Source organism: Streptomyces sp. NPDC050388 (assembly GCF_040655635.1).
Lineage (GTDB): Bacteria > Actinomycetota > Actinomycetes > Streptomycetales > Streptomycetaceae > Streptomyces.
On the sequence record NZ_JBFAKH010000126.1, the window covers coordinates 1 to 14,322 of the forward strand.

Sequence of the window (14,322 nt, forward strand, 5' to 3'; positions counted from 1 at the left end):
CCGCCATCGCCGCAGTCCTCAACTCCCGTCCACGTAAGACCCTCGGCTGGAAGACACCCGCGGAAGCCCTCGACGATCATCTACGATCGGTGCACGCCGGTGTTGCGACGACCGGTTGAATCCGCCGAGTACACATCTGGTGAATACCGCTCCCTGATACAGGAGTTGAGCCTGCGGCAGAGCATGGGACGAACTGGGTCATGTTACGATAACGCCGCTGCCGAAAGCTTTTTCGGTCTGCTGAAAGTGGAGATCGGCACCACGGTCTGGGAGTCCCACGAAGCCGCCCGGGCCGATGTCTTCCACTTCATCGAGGTCGAGTACAACCGCACCCGCTTGCGCAAGCACCCCGAATACGGCTACGTCACCCCACTCGAAACCAGAGCCCTGGCGACGCAAGACCTCACCCCCGCAGCGTAAACACGCGCTGTCCAGGCGCAGGGTGGAACTTCAGTCCCTGAACTGGTCAGCAATCAGCACAAACACCGTTGCAGTATTAGCGTGTGCGAGCTTTGCCATCGGCGAACCGAGGTGGAAACGCACCAGGTCCGCACGTTGGCATCCACCTGCACGAACGTGGAGTCCACTACCTGGCGATCGTGAAGCGGAACCAGGAGAAGCTCCACGTCGAGATCCGCGAGCGCGGCTTCACCGGCCCCTGCTCCGCAAACGCGTTCTCCTGGTCGCCGCGGACCGTCGACAACACAGAGTCACGGCCACACCGGCCGTGATCGGCTTCACGGACATCTTGTCTGAGCCACGGTTCAACGACGCCGACAGCCCCTCGTAGCTGTACTGGACGGGAACCACCCGGTCGTCCAGGGCCGCGTGGAAGTCGTAAGCGAACTCGCTGCCCTCCGACGCCTACCAGTTGCGGTTCCACTCCAGATGGTCCTGGTAGGGGCGCAGCTTTGACAGCGGCGCCCGCGACACCATAGCGAGCGTGGTGTCGCGGGCGTTCAGCGCGTCCCGCGCCGGGTGGCCCCCTTGTCCTTGGCCACGAAGTCCTTGAGAGCAGCGTCCCACTCGTCCTGCAGAACGGTCTTCGGCAGGCTCATGCTGCTTGTCTCGTCGTCGAATCCTCACCGGACCCGCACGGCGCGGCCCGTCACCCTCGATCCGCCGCGACCTCCGTGTCACGAGGCGCGGCGGGACCGCCCTCCGGCTCCGGTTCCTCGGAGCCGATGGGCCCGACGTGGCGCATCGTGGCGTACACGACGGCGGCGAGCACGAGCATCGTGACCGCGCATCCGATCGCGACGACGCTGAACGCGCTGGTGAACGTCTCGCGTGCCGCCGTCACCAGCTGATCGCCCAGCGGGGGCGAGAGCGTCTGGGAGGTGGCGACCGCGCCGGCGAGATCCTCCTTGGCGGCCGCCGAGGCATCGGCGGGGATGCCGGGAGGAACGGCGACCCAGCTGGTGTAGAGCACGGTGGCCAGGCTGCCGATGGCGGCGATGCCCAGAGCGTTGCCGAGCTCGCCGCTGGTGGTCGAGAGGGACCCGGCCGAGCCGCTGCGTTCCGGCGGCGTCGCTTGCATAGTGAGCTGGTTGCTGATCGCGGGGACCGCGCTGACCCCGGCGTAGGAGATGCACACCCCCACGATGAGGACGGCCAGACCGCCCACCGACGGGACCCGCGAGATGACGACCATGCCCACGGCGCTGGTCAGCAGCCCGCCGGTGAGCACCCAGCTCGGGCGCAGCCGCGTGGCCAGCGGGATCGAGAGCTGGACCCCGGCGATGGCCACCAGCGACGGGACGATGAGCCACAGCGCCGCGACGAACGGACTGAGTCCCTCGACCAGTTGCAGGTACTGGGCGATGAGCAGCCCGGTACCGGCCTGGACGACACCGGTGACCATGAACAGTGTCAGGGCGCCGGCGACCGCGGGAATCCGAAACAGGCTCATGTCGAGCAGCGGATCGGCCAGGCGGCGCTGACGGCGGACGAACATCACGCCGATCAGGACACCGACGACGCACGCTACCGCCGGGACCGGCGCCCACCCGTTCCTGGCCAGCTCCTTGAGCCCGTAGATGATCGCGAGGATGGCGACCAGCGACAGCCCCACGCTGGTGAAGTCCAGGCGGGCGGCATTCTCGTCGCGGGACTCAGGCACCAGCCTCGGGCCGATTACCAACAGCAGCCCCATGAGCGGGACCGCGATCAGGAAGACCGAGCCCCACCAGAACGAGTTCAGCAGGAGCCCGCCGACCGACGGCCCCAGGCAGAGCCCGGCCATGCCCGCTGTCGTCCAGACCGCCATGGCCTTGGCCATCTGCTTGGGGTCGGGGAACATCGTCCTGATCAGCGCCAGGGTGCAGGGCATGAACGTGGCTCCGGCCACCGCCAGCCCCGCCCGCAGCGCGATGAGCATCTCCGGGCTCGTCGAGAACGCCGCCGCGAACGACAGCAGGCCGAACGCGCCCGCACCGATCAGCAGCAGCCTGCGTCGGCCGACCCGATCACCGAGCCTCCCCATCGTGACCAGCGACCCGGCGATCAGGAAACTGTAGATGTCGATGGTCCACAGACCCTGCAAGGCACTGGCATCGAGGTCCACGGTGATGTGCGGCAGCGCGAGGAACATCACCGTGAGGTCGAGGAAAACCAACATCGTCGGCAGGCTCAGTACCGCGAGGCCGATCCAGGCGCGGGCCCCCGCCCGTGCAGGGGCAGGGTGGGGGCCGCTCGCGAACTCCGTGGTCATAACTTGTTTCTCCATCCAGATGATCGCGGAGCGGGTGGCGATGTCGCGCCCGACCGGCCTGTCGGCTCCCTGTCGCAACTTCGTCAGCGTGCCTGCCGGCGTCGGTGCTCGTCAGTCATCCACTCCAGGATGAGGACGAACTCGCCGGGGCTCGGCGTGGAACAGATCGCTCCGCAACCGATCCGTTCCCTCCTGGAACGATGGCTCGGTCAGCACTCGCTGGATCTGTTCCCGCATCTCCTGGGCATTGGGCCCGCTGACGTTCATGACGAGACGCCGAGTACGTCTCGTAAGGGGATCCCTCACGGGCGATCTGGGACTATTCCAGGAAATCCCCGAGAGAATCGAGCACCTCCTGCCATCCGTCGTAGTAGCTCCCGTCGCCCTTGGTCCCCTCGACGCCACGCAGATCGAATGTCATGCGCGTGCCTTCGTCGACCGGCTCGAGGGTGATCGTAATGATCGGAGTGTCATCAGGGTCGCCGTCCGGGTAGCCCCAGGTGAACGCGAGACGTTCGAACGGCACGACTTCACGGTATACACCGCCCGTGACCACCTTGTTGCCGACGGCTTCATTCACCATCGTGTACGTGTAGCGGCCACCCACCCGCGCGTCGACTTGCACTGCTTCTCGGGGTGTGAGCGTTCCCCGCGGATGCCACCACTGCGCTACGGAGTCAGGGTTTGTCCACGCCGTCCAGACCTCCTCGGGGGTCGCTTCGAACGTGCGGACGAGCGTGAAGCCCTTGGACGTGTCGATCATCGCTGCTTTCCTTCGCCATAGCCATCGGTCTCGCGGTCTTGTTCGCGGCGGTTCCTGAGATGCTCGTCGAGCAGGTCGAACCGTTCACCCCAGTCAGCGCGCTGTTGCTCGATCCACGCGGCCGCCTCATCCAAGTAGGCGGTCGCGAGCGAGCAGTCGGTCCACTGCCCTCTCCGGTCTCGTATCACGAGCCCCGCCTTCTCGAGCACCGTCAGATGCTGAGAGACGGCGGCTCTGCTGATCGGATAGCGCTCCGCCAGATCACTCACGGTGAGGGAGCTGCCTCGAAGTCGCATGAGAATATCGCGGCGCGTTGGATCCGCCAATGCGGCGAACGCCATGCTGAGCCGGTCCCGAGCAACCATGTAAGCACCTCCTTACCGTAAGCAAGTGCTTACACGTTATCCCGATGGGTGGGGCCGGTCAAGAGGGAAGCCAGTTCATTGACGCCCCGTCAAATGTCAGTCACGAGGCGCCGCGTGGGGCGAGACCAGGACAAGGTCGACCGTGCGCCGCACGGAAAGTCGCGCGACGCGGCACGGCGGCTCCCGCCACGACCGATACCGCGGCCTTCCGTGAGCAGCGCGACTGGGAGCCGATCGAGCTCATCTCCTGGACCGCCCTGACCGCTGCCCTCTACGCCGGCAGCCTTCCGACCATCCCGTCGGATCCGGCAGCGGAGTTCGCAACTTGAGAGATGTCGCTGCCGCCAGGGAGGAGCGACTCTCTTGTGGAAGCGTTTGATAGGCCCGCTTGGATCCCGTCGATGTGGAGGTTGTGATGTCTGTCGTGGTTCCCGATCTGGATGCCTATTACGGCTCGTTCACCAGTGAGCGCGAGAAGGAGGCCCTGGGGGTTCCGCTGCGCCTGGTTGCCGCGTGGTCGAAGAACGACGCGGACGGGGTGGCGGACCAGTTCACCGAGGATGGCGTCATGATCCTTCCCGGTGACGTGTTCAAGCAGGGCCGTGAGGAGATCCGCTCGTTCATGGCGGCTGCTTATGCGGGGCCATTCAAGGGGACGGGTGTGACGGGCGCGCCGGTCGACGTGCGGTTCGTGAGCGACGAGGTCGCTCTGCTGCGGACGCACGGCGGGATCCTGGCGCCCGGGGAAACGGAGATCGCCCCGGAACTGGCGGTGCGGTCGACCTGGGTGCTCGTCAAGCAGGACGGCGAGTGGAAGCTGGCGGGCTACCAGAACAGCCCGCGTGGCGCCGGCGCGACGCTGCGCTGGTGACGACCGGAACCCGCCCACCCACACCCACACAAGGAGAGCACACATGTCCACTGCGGTGCCCACATGGGGCAATGCCTCAGAGCTGCTTGCCGCCGACGGTGTTGAGGAAGACCACTCGTATTACCGGGAGTTCACCCGCGAGGACGAGAAGGCCGTCCTCTCCGTGGCCATGCGGATACAGGCCGCCTGGGCGGCCAACGACGCGGACGCGTTCGCCGACCTGTTCACGGAGAACGGCAGCCTGCTCCTGGGAGACGAGCAGCTCACAAGCCGTGAGCAGATCCGTGCCTTCATGGCCGCGGGTTTCGCCGGCCCGTACAAGGGGGCCCGGGTGAACGGCGGCCCGCTTCTGGTGACCTTCCTCAGCGACGACACCGCCATGGTGATCACCGAGGGAGGGATCATCCCGGACGGCGGAACTGCCGTTGCCCCCGAGCGCGAGATCCGGGCGATGTGGGTGATCGTCAAGGATGGTGACGGCACGCCCAGGCTTCTGTCCCACCAGAGCAGCCCGGTCAAGGGTTGATCTGGGTCAGGATCCCGTCGATGTGGAGGTTGTGATGTCTGTCGTGGTTCCCGATCTGGATGCCTATTACGGCTCGTTCACCAGTGAGCGCGAGAAGGAGGCCCTGGGGGTTCCGCTGCGCCTGGTTGCCGCGTGGTCGAAGAACGACGCGGACGGGGTGGCGGACCAGTTCACCGAGGATGGCGTCATGATCCTTCCCGGTGACGTGTTCAAGCAGGGCCGTGAGGAGATCCGCTCGTTCATGGCGGCTGCTTATGCGGGGCCATTCAAGGGGACGGGTGTGACGGGCGCGCCGGTCGACGTGCGGTTCGTGAGCGACGAGGTCGCTCTGCTGCGGACGCACGGCGGGATCCTGGCGCCCGGGGAAACGGAGATCGCCCCGGAACTGGCGGTGCGGTCGACCTGGGTGCTCGTCAAGCAGGACGGCGAGTGGAAGCTGGCGGGCTACCAGAACAGCCCGCGTGGCGCCGGCGCGACGCTGCGCTGGTGACGACCGGAACCCGCCCACCCACACCCACACAAGGAGAGCACACATGTCCACAAAGGCGGCAAGCCTGGTCGACCAGGCCAAGCAATGGGCCAGCTACTACGGTCCGTACTCCAACGGGGAGGAAGGCGCCGCATACACCGCGCCCCTGCGCGTCCGGGCCGCATGGGAGTCCCAGGACGCCGACGCGGTCGCCGGTATGTTCACGGAGAACGGCAGCCTGCTCCTGGGAGACGAGCAGCTCACAAGCCGTGAGCAGATCAGGGATTTCCTGAGGAAGGCCTTCCGGGAGCAGTACCGCGGCATGCGGATTCCCGAGGAGCCGCTGGAGGTCAGGCTGCTCACCGCAGAGGTCGCACTCGCCGTCACGCGGGGCGGGCAGGTCGCCGAGGCGGCCGAGGCCTGGGCGCCCGAGGACGAGTACCGGGCGATGTGGGTGCTCGTCAAGCAGGACGGTGACTGGCAGGTCATCTGCCGTCAGACCAGCCCGGTCAAGGGCTGACGGCCGTTGGGCGCGTTCCCTTCTTGCACCGGCCGCATTCGCCGTACAGCGAGTAGCGCGTGTACGGCCATGTGATCGTGGGCACGGGTTCGGCGGGGCGGATGGTCCGGTGGACGCCGACTGGGCCGCCGTCACCCCGTTCGTCTCCGGGGAGTGGGGCGCGGCAGCGCAGGCGCACCGGTCAAGGTCGGGTAGCCAGCGCGACAACGCCGCGAAGCCGTTCGGGACGGGCGGGACGGACCGCAGGAACACCGGACCACCATGCGGCATCCGGCCGCGCACGCGGCAGCAGCGCATGAAGGTCCCGTAGCGCGCGTCCCACCGGTGGTTCGACGCCCCCGCGCGCCCTGTGTGCAGACAAGGTCACCCGCACTTCGCGCCTCTCTCCTTTCCGCAGAGCCGTCGGCGCGCTGTCCGTTGGAAATGGAAGGCAATGGGTGACCTCCCTTCCATTTCCTTTCGTCGTCCGCTGTGAAACGGACGACCGACCCGCGAAGCGGCGGCGCGCCGCGTACGGCGGTGGCGGCGTCGACCAGGGAGGAACGTCCAAGGGCCTGCGGACGCAGCTACGGAGCGACCGGAAGACAGGCGGCAAGCACCACCCGAGCTGCGACGGACGCGGAACCCACTCAAGGTCATCACCGCCGACCGCCGCAGCTGTCCGCGCGGGTTGCCGACGATCGCGACCAGAGCCGCCGCCAGCACCTCGGGCTGGGTCGGCGCCCTGAGATCGACCCTCAGCCTCCGCTGCTTCGGTCGGCGCCTCGGTGACCTTCCGCACCGGCTAGGTGCTGTGACCGGGAACGTTCGCCGGGGTCAGCTCGATCAGTCCGAGCGTGCTGCTTCCCACCTCCATGAGGTTTGGCGAGGGAGCCCGACGAGTTCTCCACGGCCGGTGCACCAGAGGAGTACCTGAGTGGGGTCTCCGGGCGGGGCGGCAGGGAAGAGCCGGTTGAGCACTGCTGCACTCAGCGGTGCTGGTGGCAGCCAGTCCACGGACAATCCCTGCGTGATGTCGTAGGTGTGCAGCAGGGTTTCGGCGACGCCCATCGCCGCGAACCCCTCGGGGTCGCACGGGCCCCAGTGCCAGGCCCTCAGGGTCGGGGTGGCTGTGGCCAGGGCGCTGCTGAGCAGTCCGCCGCAGGCGGTGACGGCCTGGAGTACTTCGGCCGGCGAGGCAGTGGGGCGAACGTTCAGGTCGATGGGAAGGTAGGCGTCGGCGGGCTGTGCCGCCAGCTGCCCCGCGTAGGCCAGCAGGTCATGGCCGATGTGCGCTGCTGTTTGCCAGCAGGTCCATTCGAGCGGCCCCGCCGGCACCGTCCAGTCCTCGGCGGTCTGGGGGCCGAGCACCCGCAGCATCTCTGCCACGGCGGCGTCGACGTCCTGATGGTCCATGCGGAACTCCTCGCGGTCCGTGTGGTGGGACTGGGCTGGGCTGGTTGTCGATCCTTCACGCCGCCGGGCATCTGGCACGTCCGCCTCAGCGGATGCCCTTCTCGCTGCGGATGCGGGCGCGTTCGCGGCGCTGGGCGGCGAGCAGGCCGGGGTGGCGGGCGGTGGCGTTGCGCCAGCGCAGATAGGCGTGCAGGGCCCGGGTCTGGACGGTGTGGTTGGGGTGGTGGGAGTTGGCCAGGGTGAACTGCCGCCGCGGGCCGAAGTGGGCCTCGAGCGGGTTGCCCAGGAGGCGTGGGTCGGGGTGAAGCACAGCTCGACCTTGTGCTTCTTCGCCCAGCGGCGGATGTCCGCACCGGTGTGGGCGGAGAGGTCGTCCGGGATGATGTAGATCGGGGCGCCGTCGGGGCGGGCGGCGCGGATCGATTTCAGCGCGGCCAGGATGTTGGCGGTGCCCTTGCGGCGGCGGTTGACGCCCCACAGATGGTCGTCGCCGACCGAGTAGCAGCCGTGGAAGTAGGTGACGCCGTGGGTGCGGCGGTAGGTCGCCGGCAGCCGGTCGAGCTTGCCCTGCTTCGCCCAGCAGGAGCCCGCGGTGGGCCGGATCCCCAAGGGGCCGAACTCGTCGGAGGCGAAGACCCGGTCCGGGAAGCGGTCCAGCACCTGCTCGATCCGGTCGAGCTTGGCGTCGCGGTCGGGGTCGGGGGACTCCTTCCAGGCCTGGGTGCGCTGGAACGTGATGCCGCGGCACCGGAGCAGGCACCGTAAGGCCTCACGGCCGATGCGGATGACGCGTTGCCGCTGACGAGGCGGGGTGCTCCGGCAGGGCGGCGCCCTCGGGCGGTCTCCGGTCGTCAGCCATGGGCGTCTCCTGGCCGGAGCATCGTCTCGGAGCCCCGGCGTGCGAAGGGCGCACCGGGCCGGGCCTCAGACAACGGTCATCCTCAGAGAACGGTCATCTGGATACGTGCGTGATCACCGATCACGAGGCGGTAGCTGGGATCGCCCTCTTCACCCAGGCCGATCGTGGCGAACCGGCCGACGAGGGAATTGCGCAGACCTCGGGGCGTGCAGATGTGGGCGCCTTGGAGCACGACCGAATCGGACAGGTGGGTGCTTCGCACCACGCAGTCGCGTCCGATGGAGGTCCCCGGCCCGACCCGGCTGTCCTCGACCAGCGTGCCCGTCCCGATGATCACCGGCCCTTCGATGCAGGAACGGACCACCCGGGCGCCCGGCTCGATGACGACCTGTCCGCGCAGTTCGCTGGCCGGGTCGATCTCGCCCCTGACGTCGGTGCGCAGCTCGCCGAGCAGCCAGCGATTGCACTGCAGGACGTCGTCGGCCCGGCCGACGTCCTGCCAGAAGCCGCTGTACTGACGGGCCACGACCTCGTCCCCCCGGCTGATCAGCCACTGGACGGCGTCGGTGATCTCCAGCTCGCCGCGGGCGCTGGGCGTGATGGCGTCGGTTGCTCCGTGGATGGCCGCGGTGAAGTAATACAGACCCACGACGGCGAGGTCGGTGCGTGGCTGCGTAGGCTTCTCCACCAGTTGCAACACCGAGCCGCTCGTGTCCACCTCGGCCACACCGTAGGCGCGCGGGTCCGCCACCTTCTGCACCACGAGGCCGGCGGCCGGGCGGCGTTCCCGGAACTCCCCGACGATTCCGGCGACCGTGCCGTCCGCGTCGGCCAGGATGTTGTCCCCCAGATACATCAGGAAGTCGTCGTCGCCCAGGAACGGGCGGGCCGTCTGCACCGCGTGCGCCAGGCCCAGCGGCCGGTCCTGCCGCAGATAGGTGAGATTCACACCGAAGCGGGAGCCGTCGCCCATGGCCGCGGAGATCGCGTCCGCCCAGTCGCCGGTGAGGAGGCAGATCTCCGTCACGCCCAGTTCACGGACGTGTGTGATCACATGCTCCAGGACCGGTTTGTTCGCGAGCGGAATGAGCTGTTTCGGCGTGGAATGAGTGAACGGACGGAGGCGGACGCCGGATCCGCCCGCCAGCACCAGTGCCTTCACCGGCTATCGCCTCCTGGTTCGTGAGTAGGCGGTTCCAGACCGACCCCATCCCACCCTGCGGGCCCCGCACCGCTCATCTCCTGGAGTGCCGTGAACAGCGCGCGCGGCGCGTGGCTGGCCGGCTCGATGAAATCGGGGTGCGGGGTCGGCTGTCCACTGCCCTGGCGCGTTGCCGCGCCGGGGGCCGCCTTGGAGCGCCCGGACCACGTCGTGCGCACGGGCAGCGGTTGGATCGCGAGTCCGTCCGGCAAGGCTCATGAGAACCACGGCGGCGTCCCGTCCGGGGCGGGCAGGACCTGTACGTTCATCCCGTGCCTGCGGTGCTTCGTCGAGTGGTGCGGTTCATCGGCCGCCACACGGTCGCCGCCGACCAGGGTGCCGTCGCTGGCGGCGAAGCCCTCGGCCGGTAGGTCGCGCAGGGCTGCGGGCGGGCCGGGGGCGTGCTCGGCGAGCGGGCCGAGGAGCGCAGCGGTGCCGGGCAGCTCGGCAAGGGATCCGCTGGTCCCGGGAAGATCGTTGCGGAGTGCGAGGTGCGGCGGTGGAACGCGCTGCGGGTGCGCCGCTCCCAGTCGGCCTCGGCCCGGCGGGACTCGTCCGCCGCGGCTCCCGTCGGGGTCCGGGACGCGCGGGCGCGGGAGGCGGGCAGGTGGCCGACCGGGAAGCCTTCCCGCCCCATGACGCGGGCCGGCTCCTAGGCGGCCCGGGCGCCCGTGCTGCGGCCGAAGAGGGCGACGGGCCGGTCCGTGAGGGGCGGCCCGCTGTCGCTGCCCTCTCCACCGACCGTCTGGCAATGTCTTGCCGACGACTGGAAACTCCGGCCGCACCACTGAGGGCCGCCCCACTCCGGTCCCGGGGCGGGAGAGCATGGCGGTCACCCAACGCTGCAGCGGGACTCAGCCCGTTGCGGTGCCGTTCGCAGCTACGGGTCTGCCAAACACTTGCCAACCGCCCTTGTCAGGCAGGGTGTCGACGTGGTGAGGAGATCTGGAAACGTCCAGCGGCAGCGCCGCTGTCGGGGATTACGTCGCGTGCGAGTGCATATACACACCCGAGCGTCCTTCGGTTCCCCCTCTCCCGCGCAACGAGGGAAATCGGCCGGTGACCGGCAAATCGACGGCAGGACCGCACTCCGGCAGGAGTCCCTGCGCCGAGCTTGCACACCGGGCACGTACCCTGTTCCGACTGCGCACGGAAGGAGACGCGGCCGGACCGGTGCGAGGCCGAGAATGGACTGTCTCGGCGGGGAGCCCGCGGTCCGGTTCGACGCCGCCCGGCTTCGCCCGGTCAGGTCCGGCAGACCGACAGCATGACAGCCGCTCCCGGGTCCACCGGGGGCGTCGGCACGACACAGGGAGTGAGACGTTGTCCGTGCTTCACGACGTTGCCTCCGTCCTCATCGACGGCGAGACCCTGACCATCGACGGAGTGCGCCAGGTCGCCGAAGAGGGCACCCTGGTGGGTCTCAGCCGGAGCGCGGTGGCCAGGGCGCGCGCCAGCAGGGAGGCCCTGGAGGACTTCGTCCGCCGGAACGTGCCGGTCGACGGGGCGACGTCCTTCGGCCGCAGCGGAGTAGTGCGGGTCGGCGCCGACGAGGTGAGCGAACTCCAGGCCAACTTGATTCGCAGCCACAGCACGGGCATTGGACCCCTGTTCGCCGAGGACGAGGCCAGGGCCATCGTCGTGGCCCAGCTGAATTCACTGGCCAAGGGATATTCCGCGGTGCGTCCCGCGATACTCGAGCGCCTTGTCGAATATCTCAATGACGGACTCACACCGGCCGTTCCCGAAATCGGCTCCCTGGGTGCCGGCGGGGACGCGACGCCGCTGGCCCATATCGCGAGCACCCTGATCGGTGAGGGGCATGTGCTGCGGGACGGCAAGCGGGTGGAGACGGCGCGGGCCTTGCGGGAGCGGGGCGTCCAGCCGCTGCGGCTCAGTTTCAAGGAGGGTCGGGCGCTGATCGGCGGTACGTCCGCGATGACCGGCCTCGGCTCGCTGGTCGTGGCACGGGCACTCGACCAGGTACGGCAGGCGGAGGTGGCCGCGGCCCTGGTGACCGAGGCGCTCGGCGGTTCGGCGGAGCACTGCCTCGCCGCGGGGCACGACCTCGCCCGCCCTCATCTGGGACAGATCGACACGGCCGCCAATCTGCGGGAGCTGCTGCGCGGCGGCGCCGCAGCGGTGCCGTCCACGGGCGGTGCGCCGACTGGGTCCCGCGCCCCGTGGGCGTACTCGCTGCGTGCCGTCCCGCAGGTGGTCGGAGCTGTGCGGCATACCCTGTACCAGGCGGTGAGCACCCTGGAGACCGAGCTCAATTCAGCTCAGGACGATCCGCTGTTCTTCGCGGACCAAGAGGTGTTCCACGGGGCGAACGGCCACGGCCAGCCGATCGCCTTCGCCATGGACTTCGCGACGATCGCGCTTGTCCAGCTCGGGGTCCTGGCCGAGCGGCAGCTCCAGCAGCTCCTGAACGCCGGCCCCGGTAACGGACTGCCCTCATTCCTCACCGCCGCCGACCCGGCGCTGCACAACGGCTTCGCCGGGGCGCAGTTCCCGGCGTCCGCCTTGGTGGCGGAGAACCGCACGATAGGCCCGGCCAGTACGCAGGGCGTGCCCTTCGCGGGCACGGCCCACGATGTCGTCAGCATGGGCCTGGTCGCGGCCCGCGGGGCCCGCAGGGTCCTGGAGAACAACAACCGGATTCTCGCGGTGGAGTTCCTGGCCGCCGCCCAGGCCGTGGATGTGTCCCGGCGGTTCGACGACCTCGGTCCGGCGGCGCAGGCGGCGTACGACGCCGTCCGGTCCCTGACGCCGATGCTGGGCGTGGATCGTTCCATGGCCGAGGACGTCGAGCTGATGGCCACCGCCCTGGCGCAGGGCGAGGTGCTGCGGGCGGTCGGCCGGTACGGGGATTTCGTGCCGCGCTGAGGCTCTCCCGCCGAACACGCCGGGCACCGCGGGCAGACCGGTCACGCTTTCCACACCGCCGACGTCCGGCGGATGCAGCGCCCAACTCTGGTGAGAGAGGGAGGGAAATGAGCGACAGCCGACGAAGAGCCCCGAGAGCGGACGACGAGCCGACGGGCCGCGGCGGCGGGTCCGGTGCGCCGACCGCCGGCACCGACGGCGAGGCTCCGGCCGTGGCGGTCCTGACCGCCGCGGCGCGTGCGTCCACCGCTTATACCGCGTCCGCCGCGCAGAGTGCCGCCACGGCGCTGGTGCGGATGCTGGTCGACCAGGGGGTGTTCGGCCCCGGTCCCTGGGAGCTGCCCGAGGCGCCCGGCACTGCCCCCGCCCCGGCCGACACCGTGGGTCTCCACGCCCAGGCGGCCACCCTGGAGCGGATCCGTGCCGCGGACGAGCTGGCCCCGGAGGACGAGAGCCCGGACGGACACCCGGCGGCGTACACAAACCTGGTGTGCGCGGTCCGACCCGTTCCGGAGCAGTGCAGAGGATGTGGCGGGTGGTGGAGGCCGGGGAGGATCGGTCACGCGCCCCACCGGGTCGTGTACGCCGACGGCGGTAGCCGGTGACTCTTGCCGTACCCACGCGTGTTCGCCCGGTCGCGGCAGGGGTTGCCGCGCGGTGAGCACGGCCCGGTCACGGGCTGCACCGGTGATCCGGCGGTTGTGAGCGCGGTCCTGAGCCGGGCCATGCGTGATCCAGGAGGTGCGTGACATGAGGCCCGTCGTCAAAGCGGTGTTGCGGGGGGCGCCTCTATGTCTTTCGTCAAGGCGCCCAGGTTCGGTTTGGGGTAGTTTGGCTTGCTGGGGTCATGCGGCGCCTTCTACGAACCCCGCGTCCCCAGGACCACCGCCCTCGCCGCATGAACCCCACACCGCCGAATCACCCCAAACCCGGCGCCACAGGGTTGACGAACCTCCTTTGCGGCCTGGAAACACTCCTCGATCGCCCAGCGCATCCCGGCGATCCGCACCAACTGATCTACTGTCGTGTCGAGTTGGGCGTATGCGAGGTAGTAGGCGATCTCGTCGGGCCGGGCGATGCTGCGGCGGACCAGTGCCCACCGTCGGCGGCCCTGGTTCTCGTCCTGGTAGTCGTACTCCGCGACGGCGGGCAGTCGGATGGCCGCCCAGTCGTAGACGCGCGGTCCCTTGGCGCCGTCCCCGCACGAGATCCGTTCCCAGGCGTCGGCGGAGGCCTGGGCAAACAGCCAGTAGCCCACGCTGAACTGGGACTTGGGCACCGCCAGGACGTAGCCGAGGCCGGACTGTTCCAGCAGGCGCCGGAAGCGCCCTTCCTGTCCGTAGGCCGAGTCCGCGGTGACCCAGGCGATCGGCAGTGGCGAGGCGATCGCCCGCAGGACCAAGGCCTTGGCGAGGTCGCCCTTGGTGTGGAAGTCCCGCTCGTCGGGGATCTTCGCCGCGCGGCAGCGGTCCCGGTCCTCGGTCCAGGACCTGGGAAGGTAGAGCTCACGGTCGACCAGAGCGCGGCCTCGGGTGGAGGTGTAGGCGGCGAAGACCCCGATCTGGCTGGGGGCACCCCCTCTAGGGGATTCTCGGTGCGGCCGGCGGTGCCGGAGTACTGGCGTTGCACGCCCGCGGAGGTGGCGCCCTTCTTGACGAGTTGGGTCGGGGACGGGACGCCGTGCACCGTTCCGGGTGTCGGTCTTCCCGTCCCCGCCCGCCGAACCGGACGTGCCCGTTGGCCGAGCATCC

Annotated in this window: 12 protein-coding genes and 3 pseudogenes; 7 read left to right on the forward strand and 8 right to left on the reverse strand. The window is 69.2% G+C overall.

Annotation, left to right across the window (positions count from 1 at the left end; genetic code table 11):
- The first annotated feature begins 165 nt into the window (after positions 1–165).
- Entirely contained in the window at positions 166–420 is a 255-nt protein-coding gene (locus AB0I73_RS37390) for an integrase core domain-containing protein (protein WP_363044877.1), read from the forward strand.
- Positions 421–1,108: 688 nt separating this feature from the next.
- On the opposite strand, the gene AB0I73_RS37395 is transcribed toward AB0I73_RS37390, so the two are convergent.
- From AB0I73_RS37395 to AB0I73_RS37405, 3 genes are all read right to left on the reverse strand, one after another.
- Entirely contained in the window at positions 1,109–2,791 is a 1,683-nt protein-coding gene (locus AB0I73_RS37395) for an MFS transporter (RefSeq protein WP_363044878.1), read from the reverse strand.
- A gap of 241 nt (positions 2,792–3,032) precedes the next feature.
- The gene (locus AB0I73_RS37400) at positions 3,033–3,476 is read right to left on the reverse strand and encodes an SRPBCC domain-containing protein (RefSeq protein WP_363044879.1); all 444 of its coding nucleotides are present in this window, start codon (positions 3,474–3,476) and stop codon (positions 3,033–3,035) included.
- Positions 3,473–3,841: a metalloregulator ArsR/SmtB family transcription factor gene (locus AB0I73_RS37405; RefSeq protein WP_363044880.1), complete on the reverse strand. Its 369-nt coding sequence runs from the start codon at positions 3,839–3,841 to the stop codon at positions 3,473–3,475. Before AB0I73_RS37405 ends, AB0I73_RS37400 begins: the two co-directional genes overlap by 4 nt.
- Before the next feature lie 388 nt (positions 3,842–4,229).
- Here AB0I73_RS37405 and AB0I73_RS37410 point away from each other — a divergent pair, with 388 nt between their 5' ends.
- Genes AB0I73_RS37410 through AB0I73_RS37425 form a run of 4 tightly spaced genes read left to right on the forward strand, consistent with a single transcriptional unit; the run spans position 4,230 to position 6,227 of the window.
- Entirely contained in the window at positions 4,230–4,712 is a 483-nt protein-coding gene (locus AB0I73_RS37410; protein WP_363044881.1) for an SgcJ/EcaC family oxidoreductase, read from the forward strand.
- Positions 4,713–4,755: 43 nt separating this feature from the next.
- A complete protein-coding gene (locus AB0I73_RS37415; protein ID WP_363044882.1) occupies positions 4,756–5,238 on the forward strand; it encodes an SgcJ/EcaC family oxidoreductase in 483 nt (160 codons plus the stop codon).
- 22 nt (positions 5,239–5,260) lie between these two features.
- Entirely contained in the window at positions 5,261–5,728 is a 468-nt protein-coding gene (locus AB0I73_RS37420) for an SgcJ/EcaC family oxidoreductase (protein ID WP_363044883.1), read from the forward strand.
- 43 nt (positions 5,729–5,771) lie between these two features.
- Positions 5,772–6,227, forward strand: a complete 456-nt coding sequence (locus tag AB0I73_RS37425; protein WP_363044884.1) for an SgcJ/EcaC family oxidoreductase — start codon at positions 5,772–5,774, stop codon at positions 6,225–6,227.
- An 825-nt stretch (positions 6,228–7,052) separates the two neighbouring features.
- On the opposite strand, the gene AB0I73_RS37430 is transcribed toward AB0I73_RS37425, so the two are convergent.
- The 4 genes and pseudogenes from AB0I73_RS37430 to AB0I73_RS37445 all read right to left on the reverse strand — a co-directional run.
- Entirely contained in the window at positions 7,053–7,622 is a 570-nt protein-coding gene (locus AB0I73_RS37430; RefSeq protein WP_363044885.1) for a maleylpyruvate isomerase N-terminal domain-containing protein, read from the reverse strand.
- Positions 7,623–7,707: 85 nt separating this feature from the next.
- Positions 7,708–8,414: pseudogene (locus AB0I73_RS37435) on the reverse strand (transposase); the annotation flags it as partial.
- A gap of 149 nt (positions 8,415–8,563) precedes the next feature.
- Positions 8,564–9,643 (reverse strand): glucose-1-phosphate thymidylyltransferase, encoded by a 1,080-nt coding sequence (locus AB0I73_RS37440; RefSeq protein WP_363044886.1) that lies wholly within the window; start codon positions 9,641–9,643, stop codon positions 8,564–8,566.
- A gap of 195 nt (positions 9,644–9,838) precedes the next feature.
- Positions 9,839–10,026: pseudogene (locus AB0I73_RS37445) on the reverse strand (IS5/IS1182 family transposase); the annotation flags it as partial.
- 985 nt (positions 10,027–11,011) lie between these two features.
- Between AB0I73_RS37445 and AB0I73_RS37450 the strand changes: the two are divergent.
- Both AB0I73_RS37450 and AB0I73_RS37455 read left to right on the forward strand, forming a co-directional pair.
- Complete coding sequence (locus tag AB0I73_RS37450; RefSeq protein WP_363044887.1) at positions 11,012–12,571, forward strand: aromatic amino acid lyase; 1,560 nt, start codon at positions 11,012–11,014, stop codon at positions 12,569–12,571.
- A 296-nt stretch (positions 12,572–12,867) separates the two neighbouring features.
- Positions 12,868–13,176 carry a hypothetical protein gene (locus AB0I73_RS37455; RefSeq protein ID WP_363044888.1) on the forward strand — a complete coding sequence of 103 codons (309 nt, stop codon included), beginning with the start codon at positions 12,868–12,870 and terminating at the stop codon, positions 13,174–13,176.
- A gap of 359 nt (positions 13,177–13,535) precedes the next feature.
- Here the strand turns inward: AB0I73_RS37455 and AB0I73_RS37460 are convergent.
- Positions 13,536–14,227 (reverse strand): annotated as a pseudogene (locus tag AB0I73_RS37460) (IS701 family transposase); the annotation flags it as partial.
- Between the last annotated feature and the right edge of the window lie 95 nt (positions 14,228–14,322).